General features: G+C 47.7%; 9 protein-coding genes and 6 pseudogenes. 12 read left to right on the forward strand and 3 right to left on the reverse strand.

Annotation, left to right across the window (positions count from 1 at the left end; translation table 11 throughout):
* Window positions 1–97 (forward strand): annotated as a pseudogene (locus G434_RS29830) (IS6 family transposase); the annotation flags it as partial.
* Between the two features lie 51 nt (window positions 98–148).
* Window positions 149–310 (forward strand): annotated as a pseudogene (locus G434_RS29835) (IS3 family transposase); the annotation flags it as partial.
* 40 nt (window positions 311–350) lie between these two features.
* On the opposite strand, the pseudogene G434_RS27605 reads toward G434_RS29835, so the two are convergent.
* Both G434_RS27605 and G434_RS27610 read right to left on the reverse strand, forming a co-directional pair.
* Window positions 351–665: pseudogene (locus tag G434_RS27605) on the reverse strand (BCCT family transporter); the annotation flags it as partial.
* A pseudogene (locus tag G434_RS27610) lies at window positions 659–730 on the reverse strand (IS1 family transposase); the annotation flags it as partial. The pseudogenes G434_RS27610 and G434_RS27605, both read right to left, overlap by 7 nt.
* A gap of 55 nt (window positions 731–785) precedes the next feature.
* Between G434_RS27610 and dkgA the strand changes: the two are divergent.
* The 3 genes and pseudogenes from dkgA to yqhH form a co-directional block, all read left to right on the forward strand.
* A pseudogene (gene dkgA, locus G434_RS13265) lies at window positions 786–1523 on the forward strand (2,5-didehydrogluconate reductase DkgA); the annotation flags it as partial.
* Window positions 1524–1722: 199 nt separating this feature from the next.
* A complete protein-coding gene (locus G434_RS13260; protein ID WP_016239087.1) occupies window positions 1723–2649 on the forward strand; it encodes a YqhG/Tai3 family protein in 927 nt (308 codons plus the stop codon).
* Between the two features lie 50 nt (window positions 2650–2699).
* Complete coding sequence (yqhH, locus tag G434_RS13255; RefSeq protein WP_000848523.1) at window positions 2700–2957, forward strand: lipoprotein YqhH; 258 nt, start codon at window positions 2700–2702, stop codon at window positions 2955–2957.
* Window positions 2958–2998: 41 nt separating this feature from the next.
* Here the strand turns inward: yqhH and G434_RS13250 are convergent, their stop codons facing one another.
* Complete coding sequence (locus G434_RS13250; RefSeq protein WP_000095186.1) at window positions 2999–5218, reverse strand: YgiQ family radical SAM protein; 2220 nt, start codon at window positions 5216–5218, stop codon at window positions 2999–3001.
* 251 nt (window positions 5219–5469) lie between these two features.
* Between G434_RS13250 and G434_RS13245 the strand changes: the two genes are divergently transcribed.
* The 7 genes and pseudogenes from G434_RS13245 (at window position 5470) to G434_RS13215 (ending at window position 12943) form a co-directional block, all read left to right on the forward strand.
* On the forward strand, window positions 5470–6219 hold the full coding sequence (locus G434_RS13245) for a FadR/GntR family transcriptional regulator (RefSeq protein WP_001530873.1): 750 nt from the start codon (window positions 5470–5472) through the stop codon (window positions 6217–6219).
* Window positions 6220–6541: 322 nt separating this feature from the next.
* Window positions 6542–8014: a mannitol dehydrogenase family protein gene (locus G434_RS13240; protein ID WP_001530874.1), complete on the forward strand. Its 1473-nt coding sequence runs from the start codon at window positions 6542–6544 to the stop codon at window positions 8012–8014.
* Window positions 8011–9027 (forward strand): zinc-binding alcohol dehydrogenase family protein, encoded by a 1017-nt coding sequence (locus G434_RS13235; RefSeq protein ID WP_001530875.1) that lies wholly within the window; start codon window positions 8011–8013, stop codon window positions 9025–9027. The genes G434_RS13240 and G434_RS13235 overlap by 4 nt, the downstream gene beginning before the upstream one ends.
* Before the next feature lie 10 nt (window positions 9028–9037).
* The gene (locus tag G434_RS13230; RefSeq protein WP_000214543.1) at window positions 9038–10048 is read left to right on the forward strand and encodes an Ldh family oxidoreductase; all 1011 of its coding nucleotides are present in this window, start codon (window positions 9038–9040) and stop codon (window positions 10046–10048) included.
* A 72-nt stretch (window positions 10049–10120) separates the two neighbouring features.
* Window positions 10121–11104: pseudogene (locus G434_RS13225) on the forward strand (TRAP transporter substrate-binding protein).
* Between the two features lie 41 nt (window positions 11105–11145).
* Window positions 11146–11628, forward strand: coding sequence for a TRAP transporter small permease (locus G434_RS13220; RefSeq protein WP_001530878.1), 483 nt, complete (start codon window positions 11146–11148; stop codon window positions 11626–11628).
* A 10-nt stretch (window positions 11629–11638) separates the two neighbouring features.
* Entirely contained in the window at window positions 11639–12943 is a 1305-nt protein-coding gene (locus G434_RS13215; RefSeq protein WP_001530879.1) for a TRAP transporter large permease, read from the forward strand.
* Window positions 12944–12969: the final 26 nt, after the last annotated feature.

Consider the following 12969-nt stretch of genomic DNA (forward strand, 5'->3'; position numbering starts at 1 on the left):
GGTGATGCGTGCACTACGCAAAGGCCAGGCCTCAGCATTTTATTATGGTGATCCCCTGGGCGAAATGCGCCTGGTAAGCAGAGTTTTTGAAATGTGAGGCCTTTGAATAAGACAAAAGGCTGCCTCATCGCTAACTTTGCAACAGTGCCGTAAAAGCTGGAAAAACCGTGCAGAAGTGGAACTGGCCACACTCACGTGGGTGGACTGGTATAACAATCGACGATTGCTGGGAAGGCTGGGCCATACTCCTCCGGCAGAAGCAGAAAAAGCTTATTATGCTTCCATCGGAAACAATGATCTGGCAGCCTGAGTTCACAGATAAAACACTCTCCAGGAAACCCGGGGCGGTTCACTGCCAGGCCCAGGTTGAGCTCAGACAGTATACGTATTCCCTTGTCCAGGCCGGACACCACCGAAATCGTCGCTAAACCAGTGATGACAACGATTAGAATCACCTGCACCGTTTCATTAATAGGCACCCCGAAAAGATGATTCAAACCAGCATTCACCTGCAAAACACCGTACCCCAGCGATGTCGCAACGCCAAAGACGGTGCCAATAACGGCGAAAATATCAACCGCATGGCCTACAGGTCCGTATATGCGCTCGCCAATAATGGGATAAAGTGCGGAACGCAGCGTTAAAGGCAGACCGTGACGGTAACTTTACCGTTACGCACCACGCCTTCAGTAGCTGAACAGGAGGGACAGCTGATAGAAACAGAAGCCACTGGAGCACCTCAAAAACACCATCATACACTAAATCAGTAAGTTGGCAGCATCACCATCACCGCCATTCAAAAAGCGTTAGAAGTGGGTTATCGCTCGATTGATACCGCCGCGGCCTATAAGAACGAAGAAGGTGTCGGCAAAGCCCTGAAAAATGCCTCAGTCAACAGAGAAGAACTGTTCATCACCACTAAGCTGTGGAACGACGACCACAAGCGCCCCCGCGAAGCCCTGCTCGACAGCCTGAAAAAACTCCAGCTTGATTATATCGACCTCTACTTAATGCACTGGCCCGTTCCCGCTATCGACCATTATGTCGAAGCATGGAAAGGCATGATCGAATTGCAAAAAGAGGGATTAATCAAAAGCATCGGCGTGTGCAACTTCCAGATCCATCACCTGCAACGCCTGATTGATGAAACTGGCGTGACGCCTGTTATTAATCAGATCGAACTTCACCCGCTGATGCAACAACGCCAGCTACATGCCTGGAACGCGACACACAAAATCCAGACCGAATCCTGGAGCCCATTAGCGCAAGGAGGGAAAGGCGTTTTCGATCAGAAAGTCATTCGCGATCTGGCAGATAAATACGGCAAACCCCCGGCGCAGATTGTTATCCGCTGGCATCTGGATAGCGGCCTGGTGGTGATCCCGAAATCGGTCACACCTTCACGTATTGCCGAAAACTTTGATGTCTGGGATTTCCGTCTCGACAAAGACGAACTCGGCGAAATTGCAAAACTCGATCAGGGCAAGCGTCTCGGTCCCGATCCTGACCAGTTTGGCGGCTAACGAGCAAATTCTCCCGGTGGCGGTAATGTTCCGCTACCGGACTTTTCAGAAATCATTTATTCCCCTCGCGTCCTGCCCATTGTTACTCTTCCTTGTTCAGGAATGCCAAATATAAGGACATCATCATGCAGAGCCGGAAGCTCTTAAAGGAACAACTCATCTACACCCGGGATAAACGCAACGGAGAGGTGAAAAACAGATGAAAATAATACTTCTGTTTTTAGCAGCCCTGGCAAGTTTTACCGTACACGCGCAGCCTCCTTCACAGACCGTAGAACAAACAGTCCGGCAGATTTATCAGAACTATAAATCAGATGCCAGTACGCCTTATTTCGGTGAAACCGGAGAGCGGGCGATAACTTCAGCGCGTATTCAACAGGCGCTTACCCTGAACGACAATCTTACACTACCGGGCAATATTGGCTGGCTGGATTATGATCCGGTTTGTGATTGTCAGGATTTTGGCGATCTGGTGTTAGAAAGCGTAGCGATAACCCAACCTGACGCCGATCATGCCGATGCCGTTGTGCGCTTTCGTATCTTTAAAGACGATAAAGAAAAGACCACGCAGACACTGAAAATGGTGGCGGAAAATGGTCGTTGGGTCATTGACGATATTGTCAGCAATCATGGCAGCGTCTTACAAGCGGTTAATAGCGAGAATGAAAAAACGCTGGCCGCTATAGCTTCGTTGCAAAAAGAACAGCCGGAAGCCTTTGTTACCGAACTCTTTGAACATATTGCTGATTATAGCTGGCCGTGGACGTGGGTGGTTTCCGACCCTTACCGCCAGGCGGTCAATGCCTTCTATAAAACCACCTTCAAGACGGCCAACAATCCCGATGAAGATATGCAAATAGAACGGCAATTTATTTACGACAATCCGATCTGTTTTGGCGAAGAGTCGCTATTTTCACGCGTTGATGAAATTCGAGTCCTGGAGAAAACCGCCGATTCCGCCCGCATTCATGTTCGCTTTACGCTGACCAATGGCAACAACGAAGAGCAAGAACTGATTTTACAGCGGCGCGAAGGTAAGTGGGAAATCGCTGATTTTATCCGCCCGAACAGCGGCAGCCTACTTAAGCAGATTGAGGCAAAAACCGCCGCCAGATTAAAACAATGAGCTGAATTAAATAGCAATTAGCCGGAACAATAAATAAAAGGGAACACTATATGAAAACGATTTTCACCGTGGGAGCTGTTGTTCTGGCAACCTGCTTGCTCAGTGGCTGCGTCAATGAGCAAAAGGTCAATCAGCTGGCGAGCAATGTGCAAACATTAAATGCCAAAATCGCCCGGCTTGAGCAGGATATGAAAGCATTACGCCCACAAATCTATGCTGCCAAATCCGACGCTAACAGAGCCAATACGCGTCTTGATGCCCAGGACTATTTCGATTGCCTGCGCTGCTTGCGTATGTACGCAGAATGATAAAAAAATTCCCGGCAGCATTCTGTTACCGGGGATATTTTTTAACGTCCAACCGCCGCTTTAGGGCGTTTCTTCGCACCAGCATTCTGCAGGCGAGATTGCGTAGACGACGCTTTTTTTGCCGTAGCAGGCGTCTGACGCTGGGTCGCCATCGGCGTATGTTTAGTCAACGCCGGGCGGGTATTGCGGTTCTGGCGACGAGCCTCACGCATCTCTTCAATGGTTGGCGCAGGCACTAAGCAATCGCGACGGCTGCCAATCAGATGCTTTTTGCCCATCGCTTCCAGCGCCTGGCGGATTAACGGCCAGTTTGCCGGATCGTGGTAACGCAACAACGCTTTATGCAGACGACGCTGTTTGTCGCCCTTCGGCACGAAGACGTCTTCACTCTTATAACCAATCTTCGCCAGCGGGTTTTTGCCGGTGTAATACATGGTGGTCGAGTTAGCCAGCGGCGACGGATAGAAGTTCTGCACCTGGTCGAGGCGGAAACGATGCTTTTTCAGCCACAGCGCCAGATTCACCATATCTTCATCCCGCGTACCGGGGTGTGCCGAGATGAAATACGGGATCAGATACTGTTCTTTACCTGCCTGTTTCGAGTAAGTATCGAACAGCTCTTTAAAGCGGTCATAGCTGCCCATGCCCGGCTTCATCATCTTCGATAACGGCCCTTCTTCGGTATGTTCCGGGGCAATCTTCAGATAACCGCCAACGTGATGGGTCGCCAGCTCTTTGATATAGCGCGGATCTTCCACGGCGATGTCATAACGTACGCCGGAAGCGATCAGGATCTTTTTAATGCCTTTCAGATCACGCGCACGGCGATAGAGGTTGATCGTCGGTTCGTGGTTAGTGTCCATATGCGGACAAATATCCGGATAAACGCACGACAAACGACGGCAGGTTTGCTCAGCGCGTGGCGATTTGCAGCGCAACATATACATGTTGGCAGTAGGCCCACCGAGATCGGAAATCACGCCCGTAAAACCTGGAACAGTGTCGCGGATCGCTTCGATCTCATTAATAATCGAATCTTCGGAACGGCTCTGAATAATGCGCCCTTCGTGCTCGGTAATAGAACAGAAAGAGCAGCCGCCAAAGCAGCCACGCATAATGTTGACCGAGAAACGAATCATTTCGTAAGCCGGAATTCGGGCATTACCGTAAGCCGGATGCGGCACGCGCTTGTACGGCAGCGCAAAGACGCTATCCATCTCTTCGGTAGAAAGCGGAATAGCAGGCGGGTTGATCCATACATAGCGGTCGCCATGTTTTTGCATCAATGCGCGGGCGCAGCCTGGGTTAGTTTCGTGGTGCAGAATGCGCGAAGCATGGGCGTACAGCACTTTATCGCCCTTCACTTTCTCGAAAGAAGGCAGCAACACGTAGGTTTTTTCCCACGGTTTCGGGCGTGGTGGCTGCACGGTTACAGCTTTGGCTTCCTGCTTTTTCGGAGCTACCGGTTTGTTATCCGCGCACGGCAAATCTTCGCCATACGGATGCGGGATTGGGTCGATTTTCCCTGGGGTATCAAGACGGGTGGAATCCACACCGCTCCAGCCTGGCAACGCCTCTTTTACGATAATCGCGGTATTACGCACATCGCGGATTTCACTAATCGGCTCGCCCATCGCCAGACGGTGCGCCACTTCCACCAGCGGACGCTCACCGTTACCAAACATCAGCATGTCGGCTTTCGAATCCACCAACACGGAACGGCGCACGGTATCGGACCAGTAATCATAATGCGCGGTACGGCGCAGGCTGGCCTCAATACCGCCGAGGATCACCGGCACATCTTTCCACGCCTCTTTACAACGTTGGGTATAAACCAGTGTGGCGCGATCCGGACGCTTACCCGCGACATTATCTGGCGTGTAGGCATCGTCATGACGTAAACGGCGATCGGCGGTATAGCGGTTGATCATCGAGTCCATGTTGCCTGCGGTAACGCCGAAAAACAGATTCGGTTTACCCAGACGCATGAAATCGTCTTTGCTGCTCCAGTCTGGCTGGGCGATGATCCCGACGCGAAAGCCCTGCGCTTCCAGCATACGACCGCAAATCGCCATCCCGAAGCTTGGGTGATCGACATACGCGTCGCCAGTAACCAAAATGATGTCGCAGCTATCCCAGCCAAGTTGATCCATCTCTTCACGTGACATCGGCAAAAACGGTGCCGGTCCAAAACAGGCGGCCCAGTACTGCGGCCAGGAGAACAGGTCGCGATCCGGTTGGATCAGGGAGATAGAGCTCATTTTGCTTCCAGAAATGATAAAAAAATAATCAAAGGCCGGGGATTATACGCTGTATCACGCGCGGAAATGAAGTGATGTTGATGAACGGTGGCGAAATACCCTGGTGAGGTTTTTCACTGCCCGACTTGGGCAAGCACATTTAAGGCTGGCGGTATCGTGGCAACTGCCGCTACTATTTATGCCGATCAGCAACGTTCAAATCATATTGCACGACGATCGGCTATCCGAGGACACCCACAGTAAGGCAAGGTATGGAACAGGTTATTACAAAGCGCCGCTATTACGATATTGGTCTACAGATTGAAGAGCTGCTGTATTCAGGCGTATTTAAGGCCGGAGAACGCTTACCTTCAGAACGTGAACTGAGCGAGCGGTTTAATACCAGCCGAACTACCATTCGTGAAGCCATCATTATGCTGGAACTGAAAGGCGTATTGAATGTGAAGCAAGGGTCAGGGATTTTCTTTGTCGACTCCACCGATAAGCTCAGCCAGAAATCATTAATGCCCTATTCAGAAATTGGCCCGTTTGAACTGTTGCAGGCGCGTCAGGTGATTGAGAGCAATATTACTGGTTTTGCAGCCAGCCAGATTAGCTTTAACGAGTTACAAGAGTTAAAGAAAATAATTAGGTTGCAGGAAAACGCTATCGCTGCGGAAAGTGATAAATTTGAAGACCTGGATCACCGATTTCATAGCATTATTGCCGAAGCTACGCAAAATCGGGTACTCATCAAACAAGCCGCTGAATTATGGCGGGCGGTACGTACAGAAAACCCCCGCTGGAAGAAACTTAACTACAAGTACCTGCATGAAAAGCATTTGCGTCTGCAATGGCTGGAAGATCACCGGGCTATTTTCCTGGCTCTGCAACAGAAAGATTCAGAGCTCGCCAGGGAAGCCTCCTGGAGACACCTGGAAAACAGCAAAAATGAATTGATCAAAATCTTCAAACAAGACGCATCCATCAGCGATTTTGATGACTTTTTCTTCGCTCGTTAACCTTCATTAGTCCAGAGCTGGCGGGAAAAATAACGCCGGCTCTGCCTTCCGCCCTCCACTGGTACACGCTCTCTTTTTAATTGGTCTAATAAATCGACTATCATCAGATATCTTAGATTAGCGGCAATTATCCCAAAAACTGACTTCTAAAAAACTTTCCTTTCATTTTATTCATATAACTCATTGATAAAAATATAAATAACGCCTTGTTGTTCTGTTTCGTACTTTTATCTTTCTCTGCAAGCGTGATGCATCTCTCTGTTTTTGGTCTAGTGAATTATGTAAATTGGTCTACACACAAGCCACCAGGAGTAAGAGCATAATGTCAGGGAACGAAAGTATCAATGCCGCCCACTATGATCAGGTAACCACCTGGCCTCGGGACGGGTTACAGGCAGATATTGTCCATATTGGTTTTGGCGCTTTTCATCGCGGACACCAGGCGGTCTACACGGATCTCACTAATCAACTTTCGGACACCCGCTGGGGGATCTTTGAGATCAACCTGTTTGGTGATGCTCAACTGATCGAAAACTTAAATGCACAAAATGGGCTGTTTTCGGTTGTGGAAACATCTGCATCGCAATCTACCTCACGCCTTGTGCGTTCGGTGGCTGGCGGTATTCATACCCCCAGAGATGGCATTGCCGCAGCAATCCATAAACTGGCTGAACCTCAGGTAAAAATCGTTTCATTAACCATCACCGAGAAAGGTTATTGCCTCGATCCGCAAACACGTTCACTTGATCTCACCAATGGATTAATCCAACACGATCTACAAAACCCGGATGCGCCTCTGTCAGCTATTGGCGTGATCGTCTGTGCTTTGCAACAACGTAAAGCGATAGGACTCGCCGCTTTTAGTGTGCTCTCCTGTGACAACTTGCCAGACAATGGGCATCTGACGCGCAATGCCGTTCTCGGTTTTGCCCGACAACTGGACCAGCCCCTGGCTCAGTGGATCGAAGAAAATGTCTCATTTCCAGGCACGATGGTAGATCGCATTGTTCCGGCAATGACTGAATCGCAATTCGCCTTACTGGAAACGAAAACCGGTTATGCCGATCCCTGCGGGATCGTCTGCGAATCATTTCGTCAGTGGGTGATCGAAGATAATTTTGTGCGCGGACGACCGAAATGGGATAAAGCCGGCGCGATGTTTGTCAGCAATGTTCAGCCTTATGAAGAGATGAAGTTACGCATGTTAAATGGTAGCCATTCATTTCTGGCTTATAACGGCTCGCTGGCAGGCTATGAGTTTATCTGGCAATGCATGGAAGACGCTAATTTTCGTTCCATTACCCACCAACTGATGATTAATGAACAAGCCCGAACACTTAATCCAGACTTAAATATCAACATCCAGGAATACGCCGACCTGTTAATTGAACGCTTTAGCAACCGTAACGTTGCACACCGTACCGGGCAAATAGCCATGGACGGTTCACAAAAGCTTCCCCAGCGTGCACTGACGCCCTGGCTGAAATTACATCAGCAAAAGCAAAACAATGCTGTTCTGTCACTGCTCGTTGCTGGTTGGTTGCATTATGTCATTGATGCTGTTGAGAAAAGCCAGTCTGTCGCTGATCCAATGAATGACCAATTTCAGGCGCTAATAAAGGAACAACAAGACGCATGGCAACAGGCGCTCGCATTACTGCACCTTAGCGCCATATTTGGTGATTTAAGCAACCATCAGCCATTTATAAATGAAATAAAAATCGCCTTTGCGAATATAAAAAACAAAGGCATCAAGGCCACCATCAGCCAATTATTATCGGATGAGCAGAAATGAAAACATTAATTTGTCAGCAGCCTGGCGTTATGGAATATGTGGAAAAGGATATTCCCACACCAGCAGATAATGAAGTGCTGTTAAAAATCAAAGCTGTGGGTATTTGTGGTACTGATATTCACGCTTTTGCCGGCAGACAGCCTTTTTTTAGCTACCCACGTGTATTAGGTCATGAAATATGCGCCGAAGCGGTTTCGCGAGGCAGCCAGTGCCAAACAGCACAATCAGGCCAGCGCTATTCCGTCATCCCATGCATTCCGTGTGGCGAGTGCGCAGCCTGTCGGGAAGAGAAAACGAACTGCTGCGAACGTGTTTCGCTGTATGGCGTGCATCAGGATGGGGGTTTTAGTGAGTACCTTGCGGTACGTGAAGACAACCTTGTGCCTCTCCCTGACGAGGTCAGCGACAGTGCCGGAGCATTGGTTGAATGTTTCGCCATTGGTGCACATGCCGTTCGTCGGGCAGAGATCAAGGCTGAACAAAACGTACTGGTGGTTGGCGCTGGGCCAATCGGTCTGGCTACCGCGGCCATCGCCAGGGCTAAAGGGGCGCATGTTGTTGTTGCTGATATTGATTGTCAACGTCGCCAGCACGTTGTGGATCATCTGGCAATTAATGTCTTCGACCCAACACAGGAAGGTTTTATTGCCGCGCTTAGTGAAGTATTTGGCGGCGAACTGGCTTGCGTAGTCCTGGATGCGACGGGAAATAAAGCTTCAATGAGTCATGATGTAAATCTTATTCGTCATGGCGGCAAAATTGTTTTCATCGGTTTGTACATTGGTGAACTTGTTATTGACGATCCGACCTTCCATAAAAAAGAGACAACGTTACTCAGCAGCCGCAATGCCACACGGGAAGATTTTGCGTTGGTGATTGAACTGATGCGCAGCAATAAAATTCACGAAAATTTAATGAAAAACCAGGCGTTCAATTTCTTTAGTGTTGGCGAAGATTACCAGCGTAACGTTGTAGAAAATAAAAATATGGTCAAGGGTGTGATCACTTTTTAAGGGAACAAATATGACAACTGTTTATGTCAGTGAAGAAAATTTAAAATCACTGGTGCACCACAAATTACATACCGCCGGGCTGGATACCGACACCACACAACAGGTGACAGATGTTTTAGTACATGCCGATATTACAGGTGTGCATTCACATGGTGTTATGCGTGTCGAACATTATTGCACCCGCCTTGCTGCCGGAGGGTTAAATAAAGCCCCGCAGTTTAGCATTGAGCAAATTTCACCGTCAGTGGCCATTCTCGACTCTGACGACGGAATGGGGCATTCCGCATTAATTAGCGCCACTGAGCACGCTATTAAACTGGCCCAGCAAGAGGGCCTCGGTTTTGTTAGCGTTAAAAACACGTCTCACTGTGGTGCGTTATCTTATTTTGCAGAGATGATCACCAACAAAGGGTTGGTTGCTATCGTAATGACGCAAACCGATACCTGTGTGGCTCCCCATGGCGGCGCCGAGCGCTTTTTGGGAACTAACCCCATCGCCTTTGGTTTCCCGGTGGAAAACAGCCATCCGATGATTGTTGATATGGCGACCAGTGCCACGGCTTTCGGCAAAATACTTCATGCAAAGGAAACCGGAAAACATATTGGTGAAGGGCTGGCGATAGATAAAAACGGTTATGGCACCACTGATCCGTATAAGATTGAAAACCTGCTACCTTTCGGCCAACACAAAGGTTCAGGCATTGCACTGGCTATTGATGCACTGACTGGCGTGCTGATGAATGCGAATTTTGGCAACCATATTGTTCGCATGTATGGTGATTATGACAAGATGCGTAAGCTGGCAAGTTTGGTTATTGCCATCGATCCGAAAAAGCTCGGCAATCCTGTTTTTGCAAAAACCATGGCGCAAATGGTCACGGAGTTGCATGCCGTTAAACCGGCTCCCGGTATCGAAAAAGTGTTAGCGCCGAACGATCCGCAAATGCACTACAAAGAAAAATGCCAACAGGAAGGTATTCCGGTTCCGGCAGGAATATTCCATTATCTGGCAGAGAATTAATCACTACTTTTTATTATAACGATAGAAAAGCGCTGTATTTATCGTTTCTGTTATATTAACCAGGAGCAGGATATGAAAGCACTTCGTCCTCTGACGGCATCGCTTATGCTGTTAACCAGTTGTTTATTAATATCTAATACCACACTGGCAAAAATAACATTAAAACTGAGTCATAATCAGGATAAAAGCCATGCTGTCCATAAAGCATTAAGCTATTTAGCGGATAAAACCAAAGAGTATTCTAATGGTGAATTAGTTATTCGCATTTACCCAAATGCAACATTAGGTAATGAGCGTGAATCACTGGAATTAATGAACTCCGGTGCATTACAGATGGTTAAGGTTAATGCCGCATCACTAGAATCATTTGCTCCAGATTACAGCCTTTTCAGTCTGCCGTTCTTATTCCGCGACCGTGATCACTATTATCGTGTTCTGCAAAGTGATTTAGGTAAAAAAATACTTAATTCATCAGAAAGCAAAGGTTTTGTTGGTATTACGTACTATGACGGCGGTGCGAGAAGTTTTTATTCCAATAAACCGATTACAAAACCTGAAGATTTAGCGGGAATGAAAATCAGGGTTCAACAAAGCCCCAGCGCCATTGCAATGATGAAAGCACTCGGTGGTGTCGCTACCCCGATGGCGCAAGGCGAACTCTACACCGCACTTCAGCAAGGTGTGGTTGATGGCGGAGAGAACAATACCGTTGTCTATTCCGATATGCGTCACGCCGAAGTCGCAAAAGTCTATTCACGTGATGAACACACCATGGTACCTGATGTGTTAATTATCAGCACCGACGTGTTGAATAAACTTGGTGATAAAGAGCGCACGGCATTATTAAAAGCAGCCGATGAGTCAATGATGCAGATGAAGGACGTCATCTGACCTGCGGCTGAAAAAGAAGCCTACGACAAAATGAAAGGGATGAACGTAACAGTTGTTGATGTTGATAAATCCGCTTTCAAAGAACGCGTCAAACCGTTATACGATGAATTCAAGGCGAAAGATGCACAATCCGCCAAAAACCTTGAGCAAGTAGAAAGTATGTAACCCTAATGGGCAGGTAATTCCTGCCTTTTCATGGAAGACTTATGCGAACACTCACTCATATTCTTAATAAGATCCTTGCCGGATGTTGCTGCATTATTCTCGCCATTATGGTGTTCTGCGTAACCTGGCAAGTTATTGCACGTTTTATTTTTAACGCTCCCAGCACTGTGCTTGATGAGTTCACCCAGATTTTATTTATGTGGATGATTTTACTTGGCGGTGTATATACTGCGGGGTTAAAAAAACATCTGGCCATTGATTTGTTGGCTCAAAAACTTCCGGCTGCATCTGTTCTGACGCTTGACAGTTTTATCCAAATTATTATTACGGTCTTTGCGGTTATTTTCATGATCTATGGCGGGAATATTGTTGTTGAAAAAGCACAACATGTTGGACAAATCTCTCCAGTATTAAAATGGCCGATGGATAAGGTTTATTGGGTTATGCCTGCCAGTGGGCTTATTCTGGTCTGGTATTCAGTGATGAATATCATCGACAACTATCGTAAACGGAATTTTCATTAACGAGGGAAATATGGACTTTGAATATATCTACCCCGTCTTAATTTTATTTGGCAGTTTTGCCGTCATGCTGGCAATCGGTGTGCCAATTACTTTTGCGATTGGTCTTTCTTCGCTGTTATCTATTATTACTGCCTTACCACCCGATGCTGCCATTTCTGTGATTTCGCAAAAGATGACTGTGGGGCTGGATGGCTTTACGCTATTAGCCATTCCCTTCTTCGTGTTAGCCGGAAACATTATGAATACCGGTGGTATAGCCAGACGACTGGTTAACCTGGCGCAAGCGCTGGTTGGGCGTCTGCCTGGCTCACTGGCTCATTGTAATATCCTTGCAAACACGTTGTTTGGGGCGATTTCAGGTTCAGCCGTTGCGTCAGCCGCCGCGGTAGGTGGGATTATGTCACCACTGCAAGAAAAAGAGGGATATGATCCGGCGTTTTCAGCAGCGGTTAATATTGCCTCTGCCCCCATTGGCCTGATGATCCCACCGAGCAATGTGTTGATTGTTTATTCCCTCGCCAGTGGCGGGACTTCTGTCGCTGCGTTGTTCTTAGCTGGATATCTGCCGGGCATCCTCACCGCTGTTGCCTTAATGTTTGTAGCTGCACTTTATGCCCGACGTCACCATTACCCAGTGGCCGAACGCATCAATTACCGTCAGTTTTTACAGGTATTCCGCGAATCAATTCCTAGCCTGATGCTTATTTTTATCATTATTGGCGGTATTATCGCAGGGGTATTTACGCCCACAGAAGCATCAGCAATAGCGGTAATTTATAGTTTAGCCCTGGCGATGATTTACCGGGAAATCACTCTTAAGAAGTTCAATGATATTCTGTTAGATTCGGTAGTAACCAGTTCAATTGTTCTGTTACTGGTAGGCTGCTCGATGGGGATGTCATGGGCCATGACGAATGCTGATGTTCCTGAGTTGATCAACGAACTGATTACCCGCGTTTCGGATAACAAATGGGTCATTCTATTTATTATTAATATCATTCTGTTGATCGTCGGTACCTTTATGGATATCACGCCGGCGATCCTGATATTTACACCTATTTTCCTGCCGATCGCCCAGCATCTGGGGATTGATCCGATTCACTTCGGCATCATTATGGTTTTCAACTTAACCATTGGCCTTTGCACACCACCTGTCGGCACCATTCTGTTTGTGGGGTGCAGCATTGGTAAGGTCAGTATCGACAGGGCAATAAAACCATTACTGCCGATGTTTCTGGCATTGTTTGTAGTAATGGCAATTATTTGTTATTTCCCGCAGCTTAGTCTGATGCTGCCAGGATTATTTTCGACCTGATACACAGTGAAGACTGCATACTGAGT

Source organism: Escherichia sp. KTE172, assembly GCF_000408845.1.
Classification (GTDB): Bacteria; Pseudomonadota; Gammaproteobacteria; order Enterobacterales; family Enterobacteriaceae; genus Escherichia; species Escherichia coli.

What these genes read in the sequence shown, in the direction of transcription:
- G434_RS13260 (WP_016239087.1), top strand. Translation starts at nt 1,723, where the DNA reads ATGAAAATAATACTTCTGTTTTTAGCAGCCCTGGCAAGTTTTACCGTA.
- yqhH (WP_000848523.1), top strand. Translation starts at nt 2,700, where the DNA reads ATGAAAACGATTTTCACCGTGGGAGCTGTTGTTCTGGCAACCTGCTTG.
- G434_RS13250 (WP_000095186.1), bottom strand. Translation starts at nt 5,218, where the DNA reads ATGAGCTCTATCTCCCTGATCCAACCGGATCGCGACCTGTTCTCCTGG.
- G434_RS13245 (WP_001530873.1), top strand. Translation starts at nt 5,470, where the DNA reads ATGGAACAGGTTATTACAAAGCGCCGCTATTACGATATTGGTCTACAG.
- G434_RS13240 (WP_001530874.1), top strand. Translation starts at nt 6,542, where the DNA reads ATGTCAGGGAACGAAAGTATCAATGCCGCCCACTATGATCAGGTAACC.
- G434_RS13235 (WP_001530875.1), top strand. Translation starts at nt 8,011, where the DNA reads ATGAAAACATTAATTTGTCAGCAGCCTGGCGTTATGGAATATGTGGAA.
- G434_RS13230 (WP_000214543.1), top strand. Translation starts at nt 9,038, where the DNA reads ATGACAACTGTTTATGTCAGTGAAGAAAATTTAAAATCACTGGTGCAC.
- G434_RS13220 (WP_001530878.1), top strand. Translation starts at nt 11,146, where the DNA reads ATGCGAACACTCACTCATATTCTTAATAAGATCCTTGCCGGATGTTGC.
- G434_RS13215 (WP_001530879.1), top strand. Translation starts at nt 11,639, where the DNA reads ATGGACTTTGAATATATCTACCCCGTCTTAATTTTATTTGGCAGTTTT.